The sequence below is a fragment of the Microbulbifer sp. ALW1 genome, from assembly GCF_009903625.1.
Classification (GTDB): domain Bacteria; phylum Pseudomonadota; class Gammaproteobacteria; order Pseudomonadales; family Cellvibrionaceae; genus Microbulbifer.
In genome coordinates this window covers 3335680-3350734 of record NZ_CP047569.1, presented here as the reverse complement: position 1 = coordinate 3350734, position 15055 = coordinate 3335680, and the positions used below count along the sequence as shown (strand labels likewise).

Sequence of the window (15055 nt, the reverse complement as noted above, 5' to 3'; positions counted from 1 at the left end):
AGCTTGAATTCTTGAACGGACGTGACGGAGTAGATGAAAAAACTGACAGTTAGACTTTGCTTAATTTGCTCTCTGTTATTTGTTGCGGGTGCCAGTGGCGCTGAGCTGGAAATACGCGTTTCGAACACGCCTGCAGATGGCACCCTGGTGTTTCAGGTATACGACAACCCAGACGCCTTCGGCGATTTTCGCAGCCCACGCTCCGAGTCCCGCTTGCCGGTGAACCCGGAAGGCATCTATCGGCTCACCGGATTGCCATCCGGCGCCGTGGCCTTGCTGGTCTATGCCGATCGCAACAACAATCAGGCTCTGGACCGAACCTTTATTGGCATCCCCAAAGAGCCCATCGGTCTGTCTAACGGCTACCGCCCGAAAGGGCCGCCCAGTTTCCAGCGGGCGAGCTTTTCCCTGTCAGAAAGCGAAACCAAACCCTTAGAGATTGAGTTGTACCAGGTGTTGGGTGAGTCCGGTCAGTGGGGAGTCGGCCTCGGCGTTATTGGCCGCAGCAGCCCCTATGTGGGCTCAGACTCCGCGGTTACTCAGGTAATCCCTGCCATCACATACTTTGGCGAACGCCTGCAGTGGGTGGGCCCGAGCCTGCGCTACGGGCTCTGGGGTAGTGACACCTTCCGTTTCGCGGTCAATGCCACTTACCGGGTCGGCGCTTATGAAGAAAACGACAGTCCGATTCTGGCCGGGCTGGGTGACCGGGATAGCACCCTTATGGCCGGGGTAGGGCTGGTTTACGACGGCCCCAATCGAATCGACGTGGATTTTCGCTATCAGCACGATGTACTGGACCGATTTGGCGGCGGTACTGCAGAGCTGCGGGTATCGCGGGGATTCCAGACTGGCAATGTCAGCTGGGGACCTTCGCTCGGCCTGAATTGGCTCAGCAGCGACCTTGCCAACTACGATTTTGGTGTGCCGACCTGGGCCGTGCTACCCGGGCGTCCAGCTTATGATGTAGGGAGTACCGTGACGGTGGAGGCGGGTATCGGTGGAATGCTGGAAATCACCGAGCACTGGCGCCTGGTTCTGGATATAAACGCCGAATACCTGGGGGACGATATTTCAGACAGTCCGATTGTCGGTGACGACTATGTACTCAAGGGATTTGCCGCGATTACCTATACCTTCTGAGATTCTGTGCCTTAACGCCTCTAAAACAGCCCCATCTGGGGCTGTTTTTCGTTGAAGTGCAGGGCGGGAGCTTCTGGCAATCGGGCATTCAGGAGTTCGCTCCAGAGTGTGACCAGACGCAGCGCGTCGCCATTGTCGGGCATATGGATAAATACAAAAGGCCGCACGCCCTGTTCGATCCACTGGGCGACACGCTCTACCCACGGTGCCAGGTATTCGCCGTTGCTCTCAAGTACCGGATGGCCGATATAGCGAATGACCGGTGGCGCATCCACCGGTAACAGGTGCACCGGCACATTGGGCTTCTTGCGCTGGGCGTCAATGATCGCGGGGCTGTCCGCCTTTGCCGCGAACAGGCCGCGGCTATCCAGGCACACCCGGGCAGCCTTCCGCTCACGCAGCCCCCGGTTCAGCGCCCGCTCGGCGTCACCTTTTTGAAAAAATGCCGGGTGGCGAACCTCAACGGTGCAGGTCATTGGCGCCGGGAGCTGATCCATAAAGCGCCACAGGTTGCCTAGGTGCTGGGGGCCGAAGGTGGCCGGCAATTGCAGTAGAAAGGGGCCCAGCACATCGTTCAGGGGGGAAATAATCTCCAAAAAGTCTCGCACCTCTTTCTCCGGCGGCGCCAGCAACTGATCGTGGCTGATACTGCGCGGGAACTTGAGCAGGAAGCGGAAGTTTTCAGAGACCTGGCTTCGCCACTGAGTGCATTGCGTCCGAGTCGGGGTTGCATAGAACGTGGTATTACCTTCCACGCAATTCAGCACCTGACTGTAGCGTTCAAGAGGCGTGGAGCCCGCCGGTAATCGAGCGTTCCATGCCGGGTGTTGCCATTGTGGGCAGCCGAGGAAATAGGGGAGATTCATGGATTTGCAGTGATAAATATTCCCGCGCAAATGTAACGAGAGAGATCCGCAAGTCAAGTCTGCACTTTTACTTTTAAATCATTAGAATGCGCGGCCTTTTGGCGGGTCATATTTTGGTGAACAGGTGATTCACCATCGACCCGGGCATTTGAGTTCGAAGAGGTTGACTGAAGTTCTATGATCGTATTTACCCTGACCAATGAAGACACGGATCAAGTATGGGTGGGCACCGCGCGCGACGGGGTATCCCCGGAAGCCCGTTTTCAGCAGATCCAGTCCGCCGTTGCACTGGGAATCGATCACCCCTTCTTTGAAGAACTCAAGAAATTCGGTGTAAGCGCCTTCACCCCAAGCCTGTTCGCCGTTGCTGAAGACCGTATGGAGCTACAGGAGCTGGTGGAAGAAGCGCTGGACTCTTTGAATGCCAAGAGTCTTGTTGGCATAAAAACGGTGAAACCCGGTACCACCAAATCCGCACTGGCCCCCAAGCCCAAGACCCGAGTGAGCCGAGTAAAACCTTCGGCCAGCGCAGCTACCAAGCCAAAAGCGGTTAAACCCGTGAAAGAAAAGCTGGCAACCGGTCGCACCGGCAGTGCAGCCAAAGAGCGTGCAATCAAAGCGGGTATCGAGGCGGAAAAAGCGCGCATAGCCGCCGCCAAAGCCAAAAAAGCCCAGGACGAGGCGGACGAAATGAAGGCCATTCTGGCCGGGTTGGATGCCCGTGGATCTACGCTTTCCCGCCGCTGAGGAAATCGGGGGGCAGGGCGAAGGTTCGCTTTGCCCCGCTCTGCCTAATATGCATCGGGGCTGTACTCACAAGCAGTCCTTAACACCCGTCATAAATTTTCGTCATAGAAACCCGCGCGATCCAGTGCCTCCCGGATCTCAGTTACCGTCGCATTGCTGAGCTGGCGGTAGTCGGGGTAGGGTGTCAGCAGTATCTGCTTTTCAGGATCGAGGGCAACGTCTGGCGCCGCTCGCAGAGGCTTCGCATTGAGGCCGTCAATGCTAAAGCGCTGCAAGTTGTCCTTCCCTCCAATCCAGTGCCACGCGTCCAATTCCTGCAGGCGCACGCTAAAGCACAGTGCCGTGTGCTCGAATAAAACATCATCCCTGAAGCTACGCCACTCCTCATGAGGGCTGGCAACCTTGGCCAGCAGCGTCACAATTTTTCGCCAGTGGTTGGAATTGTTTGCCATCAACCGTTGGGCATCGGGCGCATTTATCAGCTCATCCAGGCCCTCAGGGCGGTGGGGCAGGTAGAGAATGAGGGATGGTTCGGGCGATCCCAGGTAATTTGTATGTCTCACAGTAGCGTGCAGGTTGCTCTGGATTCCCGGTGGAATGCAGCGATCAGTGAATAACGCAGGAATTGCGAGCAGGTGGTCAGGTAATCCTTGATCCAGAACTGGATATCTTCAGGATCCAACTGGTGATCATCTGTGATGAACTCACATTGCACTACATCCCGCGAGTCTCGCACTTTGTCATCATCGGTGACAACAATGGTCAGTGTCGAGGCATTAGCGTCCCAGCCGAAAAGCATAAACCTGGAATCGTCGCGGATACCGTTCTCCAGGAGATCGCAGGCTTTGTCGACACAAGCGCTGATCGCTAGTGGTATGTCGCTAGTGGAGCTGCCGTTAAAGCTACTTTGATGGATGACGTGCTGAGTCTTATCTCCCGTTGTGTCTTGTAGCAGATCGTTGTTGTGGCATGCGGTCCAATATAATTTCATGGTCTTTTCTCAATACGCGGCCTATGCAAATTCATTGTTACCCGCCCTTCATCTGTTGATCGTAGGTGCTCACCAATAGAGTCTTTCGTGGTTCGATGTTGCAGCCAACAGCTGAAAGCTCGGTAGAGGAAACAGCCCGGATCCGGTCTGGAAGGTTGCTCCCACATCTTGTATCGAGTTTTCGCTATCCGGGAAGTGACAGGAATTTGCAAAAGTTATCAATTTATCGCTTTTATTGAAATTGATTTAATTGATATCTTTCCGATGGTGGACGTCGGATCTATTCGCAAAATGTGATCCAGATCGGATTTGGGGAGTTTTACATAAATGGTGTTATTACCTGCATTTACCTTTTTTATGATTGATTGTTGCTGTGTAAATGGGTGCTTCGGATTCGACTTGAGAGAGTAGAATACCTGTAGTTTTGAATTTTCCGGAGATAGCATTTCCACCTTCAGGATGTGTTGCTTATCACTTGAAAATTTCAGGTTCTTAATAATTATTTGTGGGTCTGTGTTTTGAGATTCGATATTTAGTATCGAAACGTCGCCAGTATCAATTTTAGTAGCATTTCTAAGAGTGGTTGATCGAAAATCACTGTTAAAAATTAGATTGTTACTTTGTAAAAACTTGTTTTGGAATAACTCTTTCGATAAAAATTCGCCAGCCCTTGGGGTGTGGGGCAGTTTTCGCTCAACCCATTCCTCAATTATTACGTCTGGCTCATATTTCTCGACAAGGCTTTCAATTGTTGAGGGGTCAAGCCTTTCCCAAATAAAAGTCGATGCGTAGAACTTTCTTGCGAAGTAAGGTTCCAGTGCAGTAAAAAAAGAATCTCTAAATACGAGAACTTTCAGCTTTTCAGTCTCGCAAAGATATGAGTGAGTTTCCCTTTGTGATGCATTTTGAGGGCTCTTTTGGGGGGCGCAAGTGCTGTTGAAGATTGGGAGTGGATAGGGATCATCTGGAACATTTAGGCCCGCTATTTTTGAAAGGTCTCCTCCAGATTTGGTTTTTAACTCTAAGTCAAAAAGCTCTGGTGAAATTTTTCCGGGGAATAGATTGGAAATATATGAAGCTAACTCAAACTGAACTAAATTTGCTGCGTAGTGGTTCCAGTGTGTGTCAGATTTATAGTATACGTCATGACCCTCCTTTTCTTGGAGTAATGCGCTTCTAAAGTCAATTGTTCGCACGCTAGAATTTTTGCCGAGAAAATCGTAAAGCTGGTCAGCGGCGGAAATGGAATTGACTTTGTTAAAGTGGCTTGGTAGCTCCTCTGGGTAAATTGTGTGCTTATTAGGTGCTATGAAGAAGATATACTCCACTTTTTTGGTTTTCAGCCAATTGCTAAGGGATGAAGCATACTCAGAAAATGCTTCGAGTTCGGCGCTGGAGTATAAGTTCTTATTTCTTGCATCGCCGATAGGGTCGTCATATCCAGAATAGCCAATTTTGTTAGAGCCTAAGAAAAGCCAACCATTTTTCCCTTTAGTTACATGCTCTGATGGGGAATCCCCGATTAGTGATTTGGTGGAGTTGAATTTTTGAGAAAGCCAGTCTCGGAATCCAAACTGGTCGGAATAGTAGTTGGAGAAACTCTGTGGCCAAGTCGCTAGCTCCCTGGCTGATGAGGGTGGCTCGGGGAGCTGTTCTAGTGTTCTATTTTCTGTGGTCGATTTGTCTTTATCTTCTTCGATTGCCCAAATAAAGAGTGGCGCGTATATTCCGATCAAAAAGAATAGTGCTATAAAAATTTGGGTATTTGCGAAAGCTTCTTTCTTAAACATGGCGTTCTTTTAAAATCTGAAATATATAAAAGGGTTGTAAGTTGAAGAGGCAATTTTAATTGCGCACAAATAGGAAATGAAAATCAGGGAGCATATGTTAAGAACTCCGGCTGTATAAATTCCTGGTAGGCTATGTGCTGAAGGTTTCTCTGAGAAAAACGTTTTTATTTTTCCAAGTAGTGGAGTGCTTAGGATTACTCCCAAAAACAGGGCAATAAGGGCTTCATTGGTCAGGATCTCAAGGGGGTGGATTGATAAAGCATTTATGTTGCCCAGGCCAAACATGGCGGCTAAGTAGTCTTGTGACTGGGCGAGGTTTTCTGAGCGGAAAAATACCCATCCTAGAGTGACAATCAATAATAAGTATACGTGTTGTAAAGGCCTCCATAGTCTGTCAAGGATTCTCGAAAACCCAAAGTGCTCACAAGCTAAAAAGAATCCGTGAAATAATCCCCAGACAATAAAATTCCAGCTGGCTCCATGCCAAATCCCTGTCAAAAGAAATACTGTTACTAGGTTGAAGGCCACTCTTGGTGTGGAAGCTCTGTTGCCACCAAGCGGGATGTATACGTAGTCCCTAAACCAGGTAGACAGCGAAATATGCCATCGGCGCCAAAACTCGCGGACTGATCTTGCGATGTAAGGGAGATTGAAGTTCTCCAAAAATCGAAAACCTAGCATTCTTCCCAGACCTATAGCCATGTCTGAGTAACCGGAAAAATCGAAAAAGATCTGTAGTGAATAGGCGATTATCCCAATCCAGGCAACTGGGGTAGTGAGTTCGTTACCGGAAAGTGAAAATGCTGCATCTGCTACTTCACCAAGAGGGTTTGCGATGAGCATTTTTTTAGCAAGACCAGTGATAAATCTGTGGGCGCCACTAGAAAACAATTCTACGGAGTGTGAGCGATTGATAATTTGTTTTGAAATGTCGACATATCGAACTATAGGCCCTGCAATGAGTTGCGGGAAAAGAGATATATATAGGGCAAGGTGGAATATGTTTTTCTGGGCGGGAATTTTTTTTCGATAAATGTCCACTATGTAAGAGATTGCTTGGAAAGTGAAAAATGAGATTCCAAGTGGTAAGTGGATCGGTTGTAGCTCTATTTTCGGGATGTCTACTAGTGATAAAACTTGGTTAATGTTGTCTGCTAAAAAATTCGCGTATTTGAACGAAATTAATAGTAATAAATTGGCGGCGATGGCGATGACGATTGAGGCGCGTGATAGATTGTGGTTATCTGTTTCCTGTGAGCGATATATTGCTCTTCCGAGGACATAGTTAATGGCTATGGATATAAGCATTACAAGGATGTAAAAAACTTCGCCCCAAGCGTAAAAAAGTAAGCTCGCAAATAAGAGTACGGAATTTTTCAGCTGCTTGGGTGAGCCGTAATATATCAGCAGGAGAATAGGGAGGAACCCGAATAGAAATATTGGGGACGAAAAAACCATTGTATTGCCTGGTATGTTATCAAGTAAAAGTTGATCTGGACGAAAATTGATCGCTCGAAGGCGCTTTCGTTATTGTAAGTAGATAAATTTTTCTTTTGGTATTGTCGCATAATTCAGGGGCGCCGCCGACATGTTCGTGGCGTTTGATATTTCGGAGTTATGCAGGGCAAAAAAAAAGCCCTACCGGTTAGGGTAGGGCTTTTCGATTTAGGCTGTTGCTTTAAATAGCAACTTCCTGAATCTCGGTCGCGGCAATGCGCTTACCTTCTTCGGCAGACTTCTGGAAGTCTTCGATCTGATCGAAGTTCAGGTAGCGGTAGATTTCCGCAGACATGGAGTTCAGGTTCTGGGCGTATTCCTGGTATTCCGCCGGGGTCGGCAGTTTGCCCAGGATGGCGCCTACAGAGGCCAGTTCCGCGGAGGTCAGGTACACGTTGGCACCGTCGCCGAGGCGGTTCGGGAAGTTACGGGTAGAGGTGGACAGCACGGTGCTGTTCGGGGCTACACGCGCCTGGTTACCCATGCACAGGGAGCATCCTGGCATCTCGGTGCGTGCACCGGCGGAGCCGTAGATGTTGTAGTAGCCTTCTTCCATCAGCTGGTGCTCGTCCATCTTGGTAGGCGGAGAGATCCACATACGGGTGGAGATACCACCTTTGTGTTGCTGCAGCAGTTTACCGGCGGCACGGAAGTGACCGATGTTGGTCATGCAGGAGCCGATGAATACTTCGTCTACCTTATCGCCAGCAACGTCAGACAGCAGCTTGGCGTCGTCCGGGTCGTTCGGGCAGCACACGATGGGCTCTTTCACTTCCGCCAGATCGATTTCGATCACAGCCGCGTATTCCGCGTCGGCGTCGGCGCTCATCAGTTCCGGTTTTTCCAGCCAGGCTTCCATGGCGCGTGCACGACGCTCCAGGGTGCGCTTGTCACCGTAGCCTTCCGCAATCATCCAGCGCAGCAGGGTGATGTTGGAACGCAGGTACTCGGCGATGGAGTCTTCCGGCAGCTTGATGGTACAGCCAGCGGCGGAGCGCTCGGCGGAAGCGTCGGACAGCTCAAACGCCTGTTCTACGGTCAGGTTGTCCAGACCTTCGATCTCGAGGATGCGGCCGGAGAAGATGTTCTTCTTGCCTTTTTTCTCGACGGTCAGCAGGCCTTCCTGAATCGCGTAGTAAGGGATCGCATGTACCAGGTCACGCAGGGTGATGCCCGGCTGCATTTCGCCCTTGAAGCGCACCAGTACGGATTCCGGCATATCCAGCGGCATTACGCCGGTAGCAGCGGCAAACGCAACCAGACCGGAACCGGCCGGGAAGGAGATGCCCATCGGGAAACGGGTGTGGGAGTCACCACCGGTGCCCACGGTGTCCGGCAGCAGCATGCGGTTCAGCCAGCTGTGGATGATGCCGTCGCCCGGGCGCAGGGAAACGCCGCCGCGGTTCATGATGAAGTCCGGCAGGGTGTGCTGGGTGTCGATATCAACGGGCTTCGGGTAAGCCGCGGTGTGACAGAACGACTGCATGGTGAGGTCAGCCTGGAAGCCAAGACACGCCAGGTCTTTCAGTTCGTCGCGGGTCATCGGGCCAGTGGTGTCCTGGGAGCCAACGGTGGTCATCTTCGGCTCGCAGTAGGTGCCCGGACGGACGCCTTCCATACCGCAGGCTTTACCAACCATCTTCTGCGCCAGGGTGTAGCCCTTGCCGGTGTCGTTCGGCTGCTCTGGCAGGCGGAACAGGTCGGAAGCGCCCAGGCCCAGGGATTCGCGGGCTTTGGTGGTCAGACCGCGGCCAACGATCAGGTTGATACGGCCGCCGGCCTGTACTTCGTCCAGCAGTACGTCGGACTTCAGTTCGAACTCAGACAGCACCTTGCCGTCTTCGGCCAGGATCGTGCCTTCGTAGGGGCGGATTTCGATCACGTCTCCCATGTTCAGGTCGTCAACCGGGGCTTCGAACACCAGTGCGCCGGCGTCTTCCATGGTGTTGTAGAAGATCGGCGCGACTTTACCGCCGATACAGATGCCGCCGCCTTTCTTGTTCGGTACGCCCGGCAGGTCGTCGCCGAAGAACCACAGTACGGAGTTGGTGGCGGACTTACGGGAAGAACCGGTACCGACTACGTCACCAACGAAGGCAACGGGAATGCCTTTGGCCTGGATTTCTTCGATCTGGCTCATCGGGCCGGTAACGCCGTGCTCTTCCGGCGTGAGGCCGTCGCGGGTCATTTTGTACATGGCGCGCGCGTGCAGGGGGATGTCCGGGCGGGACCAGGCGTCCGGGGCCGGGGACAGGTCGTCGGTGTTGGTTTCGCCGGTCACCTTGAAGACGGCAACCTTGATGCTCTCGGCAACCTTGTTGCGCTTGGTGAACCACTCGCCGTCGGCCCAGGACTGGATTACAGCCTTGGCCACTTCGTTGCCGGCTTTGGCTTTTTCTTCCACATCGTGGAAGGCGTCGAACATCAGCAGGGTGCCTTTCAGCTGCTCGCCGGCCAGTTCGGCCAGATCTTTGTCGTCCAGCAGTTCAACCAGAGTGGCGATGTTGTAGCCGCCCAGCATCATGCCCAGCAGTTTGGTCGCGTGTTCTTTGTCGACCAGCGGGGACTCTGCTTCGCCCTTGACGATCGCAGTGAGGAAACCGGCTTTAACGTAAGCCGCTTCGTCCACACCCGGTGGGACGCGGTTGGTGATCAGCTCCAGCAGTTCCTGCTCTTCACCCGCGGGCGGGTTTTTCAGCAGTTCTACCAGGCCGGCAACCTGTTCGGCGTTCAGCGGCTTGGGTGGGATACCTTGTTCGGCGCGCTCGGCGACGTGTTTGCGATAGGCTTCAAGCACGGAAATGTCCCTCTTGTGTGTGGGGTAAAACCAACAGCGTTGTGAAGTCCGGTAGGGCGAAATCTTCTCGACCGGACGGTATGTGTAGATCAGTGGCCGTTGGAAACGGGTGGCGAATTCTACAATGAAACAGATATGCCTGTTAAGTTCGTTGAAAAATCAATAACTTACGCGAATTTTCACCATTCATAAAATAAATAACGGTCGCAAAGCGAGCGTTTTAGAAGTGAGAATTAATCGCACTTGCGGTCGGTTGTATCCATCTTATGAATGGGAAAATCCACTGCAAAAAATGCTATTCTCTGCGGCACGATTTCACACTGATTTTTATTCGACTGATCGTTCAGAAACCTCGGTCGCAGCCGGCAAAAGAACACAAGGTATTCCAGCTTCATGGCGATATATAAGAAAGTGCGCACGCCCTGCATCGGGGTCTGCTCCACCGGGATTGGCGATAACGTCTGCCGGGGTTGTAAGCGCTTTGCCCATGAAGTCATTGACTGGAATGGCTATTCTGACGAGCAGCGGCGCATTATCGCCGAGCGTCGTGAAGGTTATCTTGCAAATGCCGTCCGCAGTCAGCTGGAAATTATCGATCGCAACCTGTTGTTCTCCCAATTGCGCCACCAGCAGATTCGGTTTAATGAAGACGAGAACCCCTATTGCTGGGTGTTCGAGTTGCTGCGTGCCGGTGCCAGCCAGATCAAGGACCCTTCGGAATACGGACTCGCACCCACTGCGAGCGCTCGCGGCGTACCGCTGAAAGAAGTGCGTCGCCGGATCGACGAGGATTTCTATGCGCTGTCTGAGTCTTATTACCTGCGCTTTGTCGCGCCGGGGCTGAGGACTGCCTGAGCCCGGTACCTTAACGTTTGCCCCGATGGTTGAATACAGGGAGTCGCGCCATCAGCCCACAATCTGACGATTATCGTCGCGCTTTGTTGATTCGCAATCCGGGTAGCCGCCAGGGGGGCAGCGCAAATCTGGATGCCGGGCTTGCGCGACTCGAAGCGGCGGGTATCCAGCTGAACCCAGTGATCTCAGAGTCTGCGGCGCAATCCTGTGAGATCATCCGTCAGCGGTGTAATGACGTTGACCTCGTAATCATCGGTGGTGGTGACGGCACCATCAGCTCCTGCGCACGGGCGTTGCTCGAGTGTAAGTTACCTTTTGCCATACTTCCTCTCGGTACTGCCAATGATCTTGCGCGGTCGCTCGCGATCGAAAGTGTCGAGCAGGCAATTGCTGCCATCTGTGATGGACACACCGCCGAGATAGACCTGGGCGTGGTCAATGACCATGTGTTTTTCAATGTCGCAAACCTCGGTCTGGGTGTGCAGGTGACCGAAGAGTTGACACCGGAAGTAAAGCAGCGCTGGGGGGTGTTCAGCTATCTGAAAGCACTGGTGTCTGCATTTGCGCGGCATCGTCAATTCAAGGTGGAGCTGCAGATTGATGGCGAGCGTCATGTGATGCGCTCGATTCAATTGGCGGTTGGCAACGGACGTTTTTATGGCGGCGGGAATATTGTGCACCAGGAGGCGACCATCGATGACGATCTACTGCATTTGTACAGTCTGCGTCCGCAAACATTTTGGGAGTTGCTGACCCTGGCGCCATTACTGCGTGGAGGGCGCCACGATATTGCGCGCCGAACCTTCGCTGCGTCAGGTCGTGACATCCGGATTTCCACTGGCAGTAAACCGATGTCGATCCATGCCGATGGCGAGCCGGTCAGCGAGACTCCGGCGCACTTCTCAGTAAAGCCCGGTGCCCTGAACGTGGTGGTGCCGTCAGGCTCTCCTTTATTGAAACGGTGAAACACAGATGGGTATTTTCCGCAGCGATGTTCAGGTGGCCCTCAACGACTTGCATCTTGCCCTACAGGAAAGTGCGGATCACTACCGGTTTGCCGCAGAATTTCTTAGCGAGTCGCCGGCATGTCAGGTGTGCGAGCAGCTGGCGGGTGCGCGCGAGGCGCTTGCGGTGAAAGTGGCGGATTTGATTCGTGCGGCCGGTGAATTGCCTGGTGAGCCGGACCGGGACCTGGAGGCGGCGGCGCAGCTTCGCCAGCAATTTGAAGCCTTGTTTTCCGAAGATGCCGCAGCTGGCGTGGTTCGCCAGCGTATTCGGTCTGAGATGGACCTTGAAAACTTGCTCAAGGGTGATGTTGTGTCACCGCTTGAGGCCGAGCATGCTGCGCTGTTACGTGATTGCCGGAATAGCGCTGAGCGGGCCCTCAAGCTGATGGCACCTCTGGCGGATCCGGAGACGTAAGCGTATTAATTGCCGGTGTGCAGGTGTACGCGTAACGCTGGCAGAAATGGTTCAGTGGATATTTTCAAGTCGCGCCGCTGCCGCCGTCTGCTGACTGGCGGCTCGTGCTCAACCCGAGTGTGTTCTGGCAGTCGCCCGTCGCTTTCTACCAGCACCGGCATCACGGAATAGCCGACCTGGCGGTATCGTTCGCCAGTTACTTTACCTGTAATTCCAACGTCACCTTTAACTTCAACTTCATCGTAAAAAATTTCAGCGACCTGCAGGTTGGGGCGGCTCTGTACCTGGACCTGGCGCAGCAGCTGATGCTGGCTGGGGTGCAGTCCTGCCAGTAACTGGCGCTGGTATTGAATACCGGAATCCAGTCCTTGCGGGTCCAATTGGATCAGCTTCTTTTCACACCAGTCCGCCGTGACCTTGCGTATCGACTTGCGGGCCTTGATCCAGCTCAGGGCAATGGCGTCGGGTCTGAGTGGGCACAAGAGAATCTGGCGGTAGCTCTGGCGCAGATGGGTGCGCGGGTGGCCCGCGTCTGCCAAGGCGTCGCGCAATCGTTCGTTGCGCTCGAGGGTAGGGCGGTCGGACAGGCAGGTTTTGATGTTGCCGGTAAGCTGCTGAAAAGCACCCTTGGCTTCATTCAGGGATAGGGCGAGCGCGATGACCTTGCCCGGAACGGCGAGTACGCCGGGGATCTGTAGCGTCTGCCGGGCGTCGCTCAGCTCGGAACCCTCACTGTAATCCAACAAGGCGAAGAGGGATCCCGCGAGGCGGAAGGGGGTATCAAAGTCCTGGTTCAGTGCTAGCGCAGCGTCATGGGCGAAGCCGGGTTGCAGCAGGTAACTCTCCCATTGGCGGTCACTCTGCTGAATGGCTTCCAGCGCGGATTGCAGCTCGGTGGCGCGCCGGTGTAACTGATCAAGCGCCTCCGGGAGCTGCTGCAAGAGGGCTGGCAATCGCTTTGGTGTAAGTTCGGTGTTGGCGACCTGGGACAATTTTGCTGGCCTAAAGAGAATGTGAGGGTAAATATTAATCCACTTATTAAGCCGTTATCAAATTATCGTGACTACACCGCCACACAAACTTGCTCCTGTGCCCCCGTCCTGGTTATCCAGTTGCGGGGGAGGCGCTATAATGCGCGCCCTGCAGGGGGGCGTGCGCGGATCATCGCCCGGTTCACCCGCTGCTGTCTCTCACCACCAATTAGCGCTAGTGCCCATGTCTAACGAAGTGCCCGATCTTTCTGCCATACACGAATTTCTGTTGTGCCCGACACCGGATGCATGGGTTGAGGCCGCGCTCGCGGAGCCGGAAATGATGCTCGTGGATCACGCGAACTGTGAGAAAAAGGCCGCGGGCACAGCGCTGAACTTGATGTTCCGGTATCTGGACAATTTCGAGTTGCTCAACAAGATGTCGCGCCTGGCGCGGGAGGAGTTGCGGCATTTCGAGCAGGTGATCGCGCTCATGAAAAAGCGGGGGATCGCGTACCCCCATGTGAGTGCGTCCCGCTATGCTGCGGGATTGCGCAGCGAGGTGCGCAGTGCGGAACCCGGGCGCCTTGTCGATACGCTGATCTGCGGCGCCATTATCGAGGCGCGTTCCTGCGAGCGGTTTGCGCGCATTGCGCCGCACCTGGATGAGGAATTGCAGAAGTTTTATCTGTCACTGCTGAAATCCGAGGCGCGACACTTTCGCGATTACCTCACCCTTGCGCAAAAGGCGACCGACGAAGATATCGCACCGCGGGTGCAGTCTTTGCTGGAAGTGGAGCGCGAGCTGATCCAGGGCGGTGACGGAGAGTTCCGCTTTCACAGTGGCGTACCGGGGTTGGCATAGTGGTGGTGTAGTGGTGGTGTAGTGGTGGTGTAGCGGTGATGTAGTAGCGCCGTTGCTCAGCGGTTTACGGTGACCACATCCCCCAATCTGTCTTCAATAATCTCCCGCAGGTGCGCCGCCAGTTCCCGGTAAAAATGCCGGGCCGGTGCACTGGCGCGCCACACCAGGCCGTGCTGCCGTCGAATGGGTTTCGCCTTCAGCTCACTCACATGAAGTGCTTCCGGATTGTGCATTTCAGAGTGTACGTACAGTCCGGGCAAAAAAGCCACGCCCAGTCCCATCACCACCATCTGGCGCAGAGTGTCCAGGCTGGTCCCTTCGTAATCTCTTTGCAAATGGGCGCCGAGACGCTCGCAGATTTCTTGTACCTGATGGTGAAAGTGATGCTGGTCTTCCAGGGTCAATACCTTTTCTCCGCGCAGCTGGGAGGGCGTCACCTGGGCCTTGCCCGCAAGACGGTGGTCTGCGGGTACGACAAATTTCAGTGGCTCGGTAAATAGTGGTACTACCGCCAGGTCATCCCGGGTCACCGGGAGCGGGACTATCGCAATATCGTAGGTCCCGTCCGCCAGTCCCTGTAGTAGCAGCCGGGGAGGGCCTTCGCGCACATACAGCTTGAGGTTGTGGTGTTTGGCGTGCAGCGCCGGCAGTACATTCGGCAGGAGATACGGGCCAAGGGTCGGGGGTACCCCAAGTTTATAAGTGCTCTGGTGCCCCTGGCTGATCAGTTCTGCTTTGGCGGAAAACTCGCGCATGGCGAGGATTAACTGGCGCGCCTGATCCAGCAAGTCCCGGCCTTCCGGCGTAAGTAGTGTGCCAGACCGGGAGCGTTCGAACAGTGACAGGCCCAGGGTGCTTTCCAGTGCCCGGATCTGGGTGGTGAGTGCCGGTTGGCTGACCCCCAATTCTTCCGCCGCGCGGCGATAACTTGCACGTGACGCAATGGTCACAAAGTACTGCAGCTGCTTGAAACTCGGGGGGTTCACGCTTTTGGGCATGGGCGCTCCAGGTGACGTTGATAACTATGTGTTATCAGCAAATGGTATTTTAACTTATTGAACTATCACAAAATAATGGATTCGAACCTGATTGCCCAGTTTTGTTATTCAGT

The 15055-nt window shown here is 53.8% G+C and carries 14 protein-coding genes; 6 read left to right on the top strand and 8 right to left on the bottom strand.

The genetic code is table 11. The annotated features are described in order from the left end of the window. Positions 1-33: 33 nt before the first annotated feature. A complete protein-coding gene (locus GRX76_RS13945; RefSeq protein ID WP_160153872.1) occupies positions 34-1143 on the top strand; it encodes a MipA/OmpV family protein in 1110 nt (369 codons plus the stop codon). A gap of 20 nt (positions 1144-1163) precedes the next feature. Here GRX76_RS13945 and GRX76_RS13940 read toward each other — a convergent pair whose 3' ends face one another. Next, a complete protein-coding gene (locus GRX76_RS13940; protein WP_160153871.1) occupies positions 1164-2009 on the bottom strand; it encodes a DUF72 domain-containing protein in 846 nt (281 codons plus the stop codon). A 177-nt stretch (positions 2010-2186) separates the two neighbouring features. On the opposite strand from GRX76_RS13940, the gene GRX76_RS13935 reads away from it, so the two are divergent. Continuing rightward, on the top strand, positions 2187-2756 hold the full coding sequence (locus tag GRX76_RS13935) for a hypothetical protein (RefSeq protein WP_160153870.1): 570 nt from the start codon (positions 2187-2189) through the stop codon (positions 2754-2756). A gap of 89 nt (positions 2757-2845) precedes the next feature. Here GRX76_RS13935 and GRX76_RS13930 read toward each other — a convergent pair whose 3' ends face one another. From GRX76_RS13930 to acnB, 5 genes are all read right to left on the bottom strand, one after another. After that, positions 2846-3319 carry a hypothetical protein gene (locus tag GRX76_RS13930; RefSeq protein ID WP_160153869.1) on the bottom strand — a complete coding sequence of 158 codons (474 nt, stop codon included), beginning with the start codon at positions 3317-3319 and terminating at the stop codon, positions 2846-2848. Then, complete coding sequence (locus tag GRX76_RS13925) at positions 3316-3747, bottom strand: hypothetical protein (RefSeq protein WP_160153868.1); 432 nt, start codon at positions 3745-3747, stop codon at positions 3316-3318. Before GRX76_RS13925 ends, GRX76_RS13930 begins: the two co-directional genes overlap by 4 nt. A 218-nt stretch (positions 3748-3965) precedes the next feature. Further along, positions 3966-5537 carry a hypothetical protein gene (locus tag GRX76_RS13920; RefSeq protein ID WP_160153867.1) on the bottom strand — a complete coding sequence of 524 codons (1572 nt, stop codon included), beginning with the start codon at positions 5535-5537 and terminating at the stop codon, positions 3966-3968. 9 nt (positions 5538-5546) lie between these two features. Then, positions 5547-6995 carry an MBOAT family protein gene (locus tag GRX76_RS13915; protein WP_160153866.1) on the bottom strand — a complete coding sequence of 483 codons (1449 nt, stop codon included), beginning with the start codon at positions 6993-6995 and terminating at the stop codon, positions 5547-5549. Between the two features lie 220 nt (positions 6996-7215). Further along, positions 7216-9831: a bifunctional aconitate hydratase 2/2-methylisocitrate dehydratase gene (acnB, locus tag GRX76_RS13910; protein WP_201276822.1), complete on the bottom strand. Its 2616-nt coding sequence runs from the start codon at positions 9829-9831 to the stop codon at positions 7216-7218. A gap of 393 nt (positions 9832-10224) precedes the next feature. Here acnB and GRX76_RS13905 point away from each other — a divergent pair, with 393 nt between their 5' ends. Genes GRX76_RS13905 through GRX76_RS13895 form a run of 3 tightly spaced genes read left to right on the top strand, consistent with a single transcriptional unit; the run spans position 10225 to position 12108 of the window. Then, positions 10225-10686: a DUF1289 domain-containing protein gene (locus GRX76_RS13905; protein WP_160153865.1), complete on the top strand. Its 462-nt coding sequence runs from the start codon at positions 10225-10227 to the stop codon at positions 10684-10686. Between the two features lie 29 nt (positions 10687-10715). Further along, complete coding sequence (locus GRX76_RS13900) at positions 10716-11651, top strand: lipid kinase (protein ID WP_236250369.1); 936 nt, start codon at positions 10716-10718, stop codon at positions 11649-11651. Positions 11652-11658: 7 nt separating this feature from the next. Continuing rightward, the gene (locus GRX76_RS13895) at positions 11659-12108 is read left to right on the top strand and encodes a hypothetical protein (RefSeq protein ID WP_160153864.1); all 450 of its coding nucleotides are present in this window, start codon (positions 11659-11661) and stop codon (positions 12106-12108) included. Positions 12109-12113: 5 nt separating this feature from the next. On the opposite strand, the gene GRX76_RS13890 is transcribed toward GRX76_RS13895, so the two are convergent. Beyond that, positions 12114-13049: a hypothetical protein gene (locus GRX76_RS13890; RefSeq protein ID WP_236250368.1), complete on the bottom strand. Its 936-nt coding sequence runs from the start codon at positions 13047-13049 to the stop codon at positions 12114-12116. 274 nt (positions 13050-13323) lie between these two features. Between GRX76_RS13890 and GRX76_RS13885 the strand changes: the two genes are divergently transcribed. Continuing rightward, a complete protein-coding gene (locus tag GRX76_RS13885) occupies positions 13324-13944 on the top strand; it encodes a tRNA-(ms[2]io[6]A)-hydroxylase (protein ID WP_160153862.1) in 621 nt (206 codons plus the stop codon). A 56-nt stretch (positions 13945-14000) separates the two neighbouring features. Here the strand turns inward: GRX76_RS13885 and GRX76_RS13880 are convergent, their stop codons facing one another. Then, positions 14001-14942, bottom strand: a complete 942-nt coding sequence (locus tag GRX76_RS13880; protein ID WP_160153861.1) for a hydrogen peroxide-inducible genes activator — start codon at positions 14940-14942, stop codon at positions 14001-14003. Positions 14943-15055 lie beyond the last annotated feature (113 nt).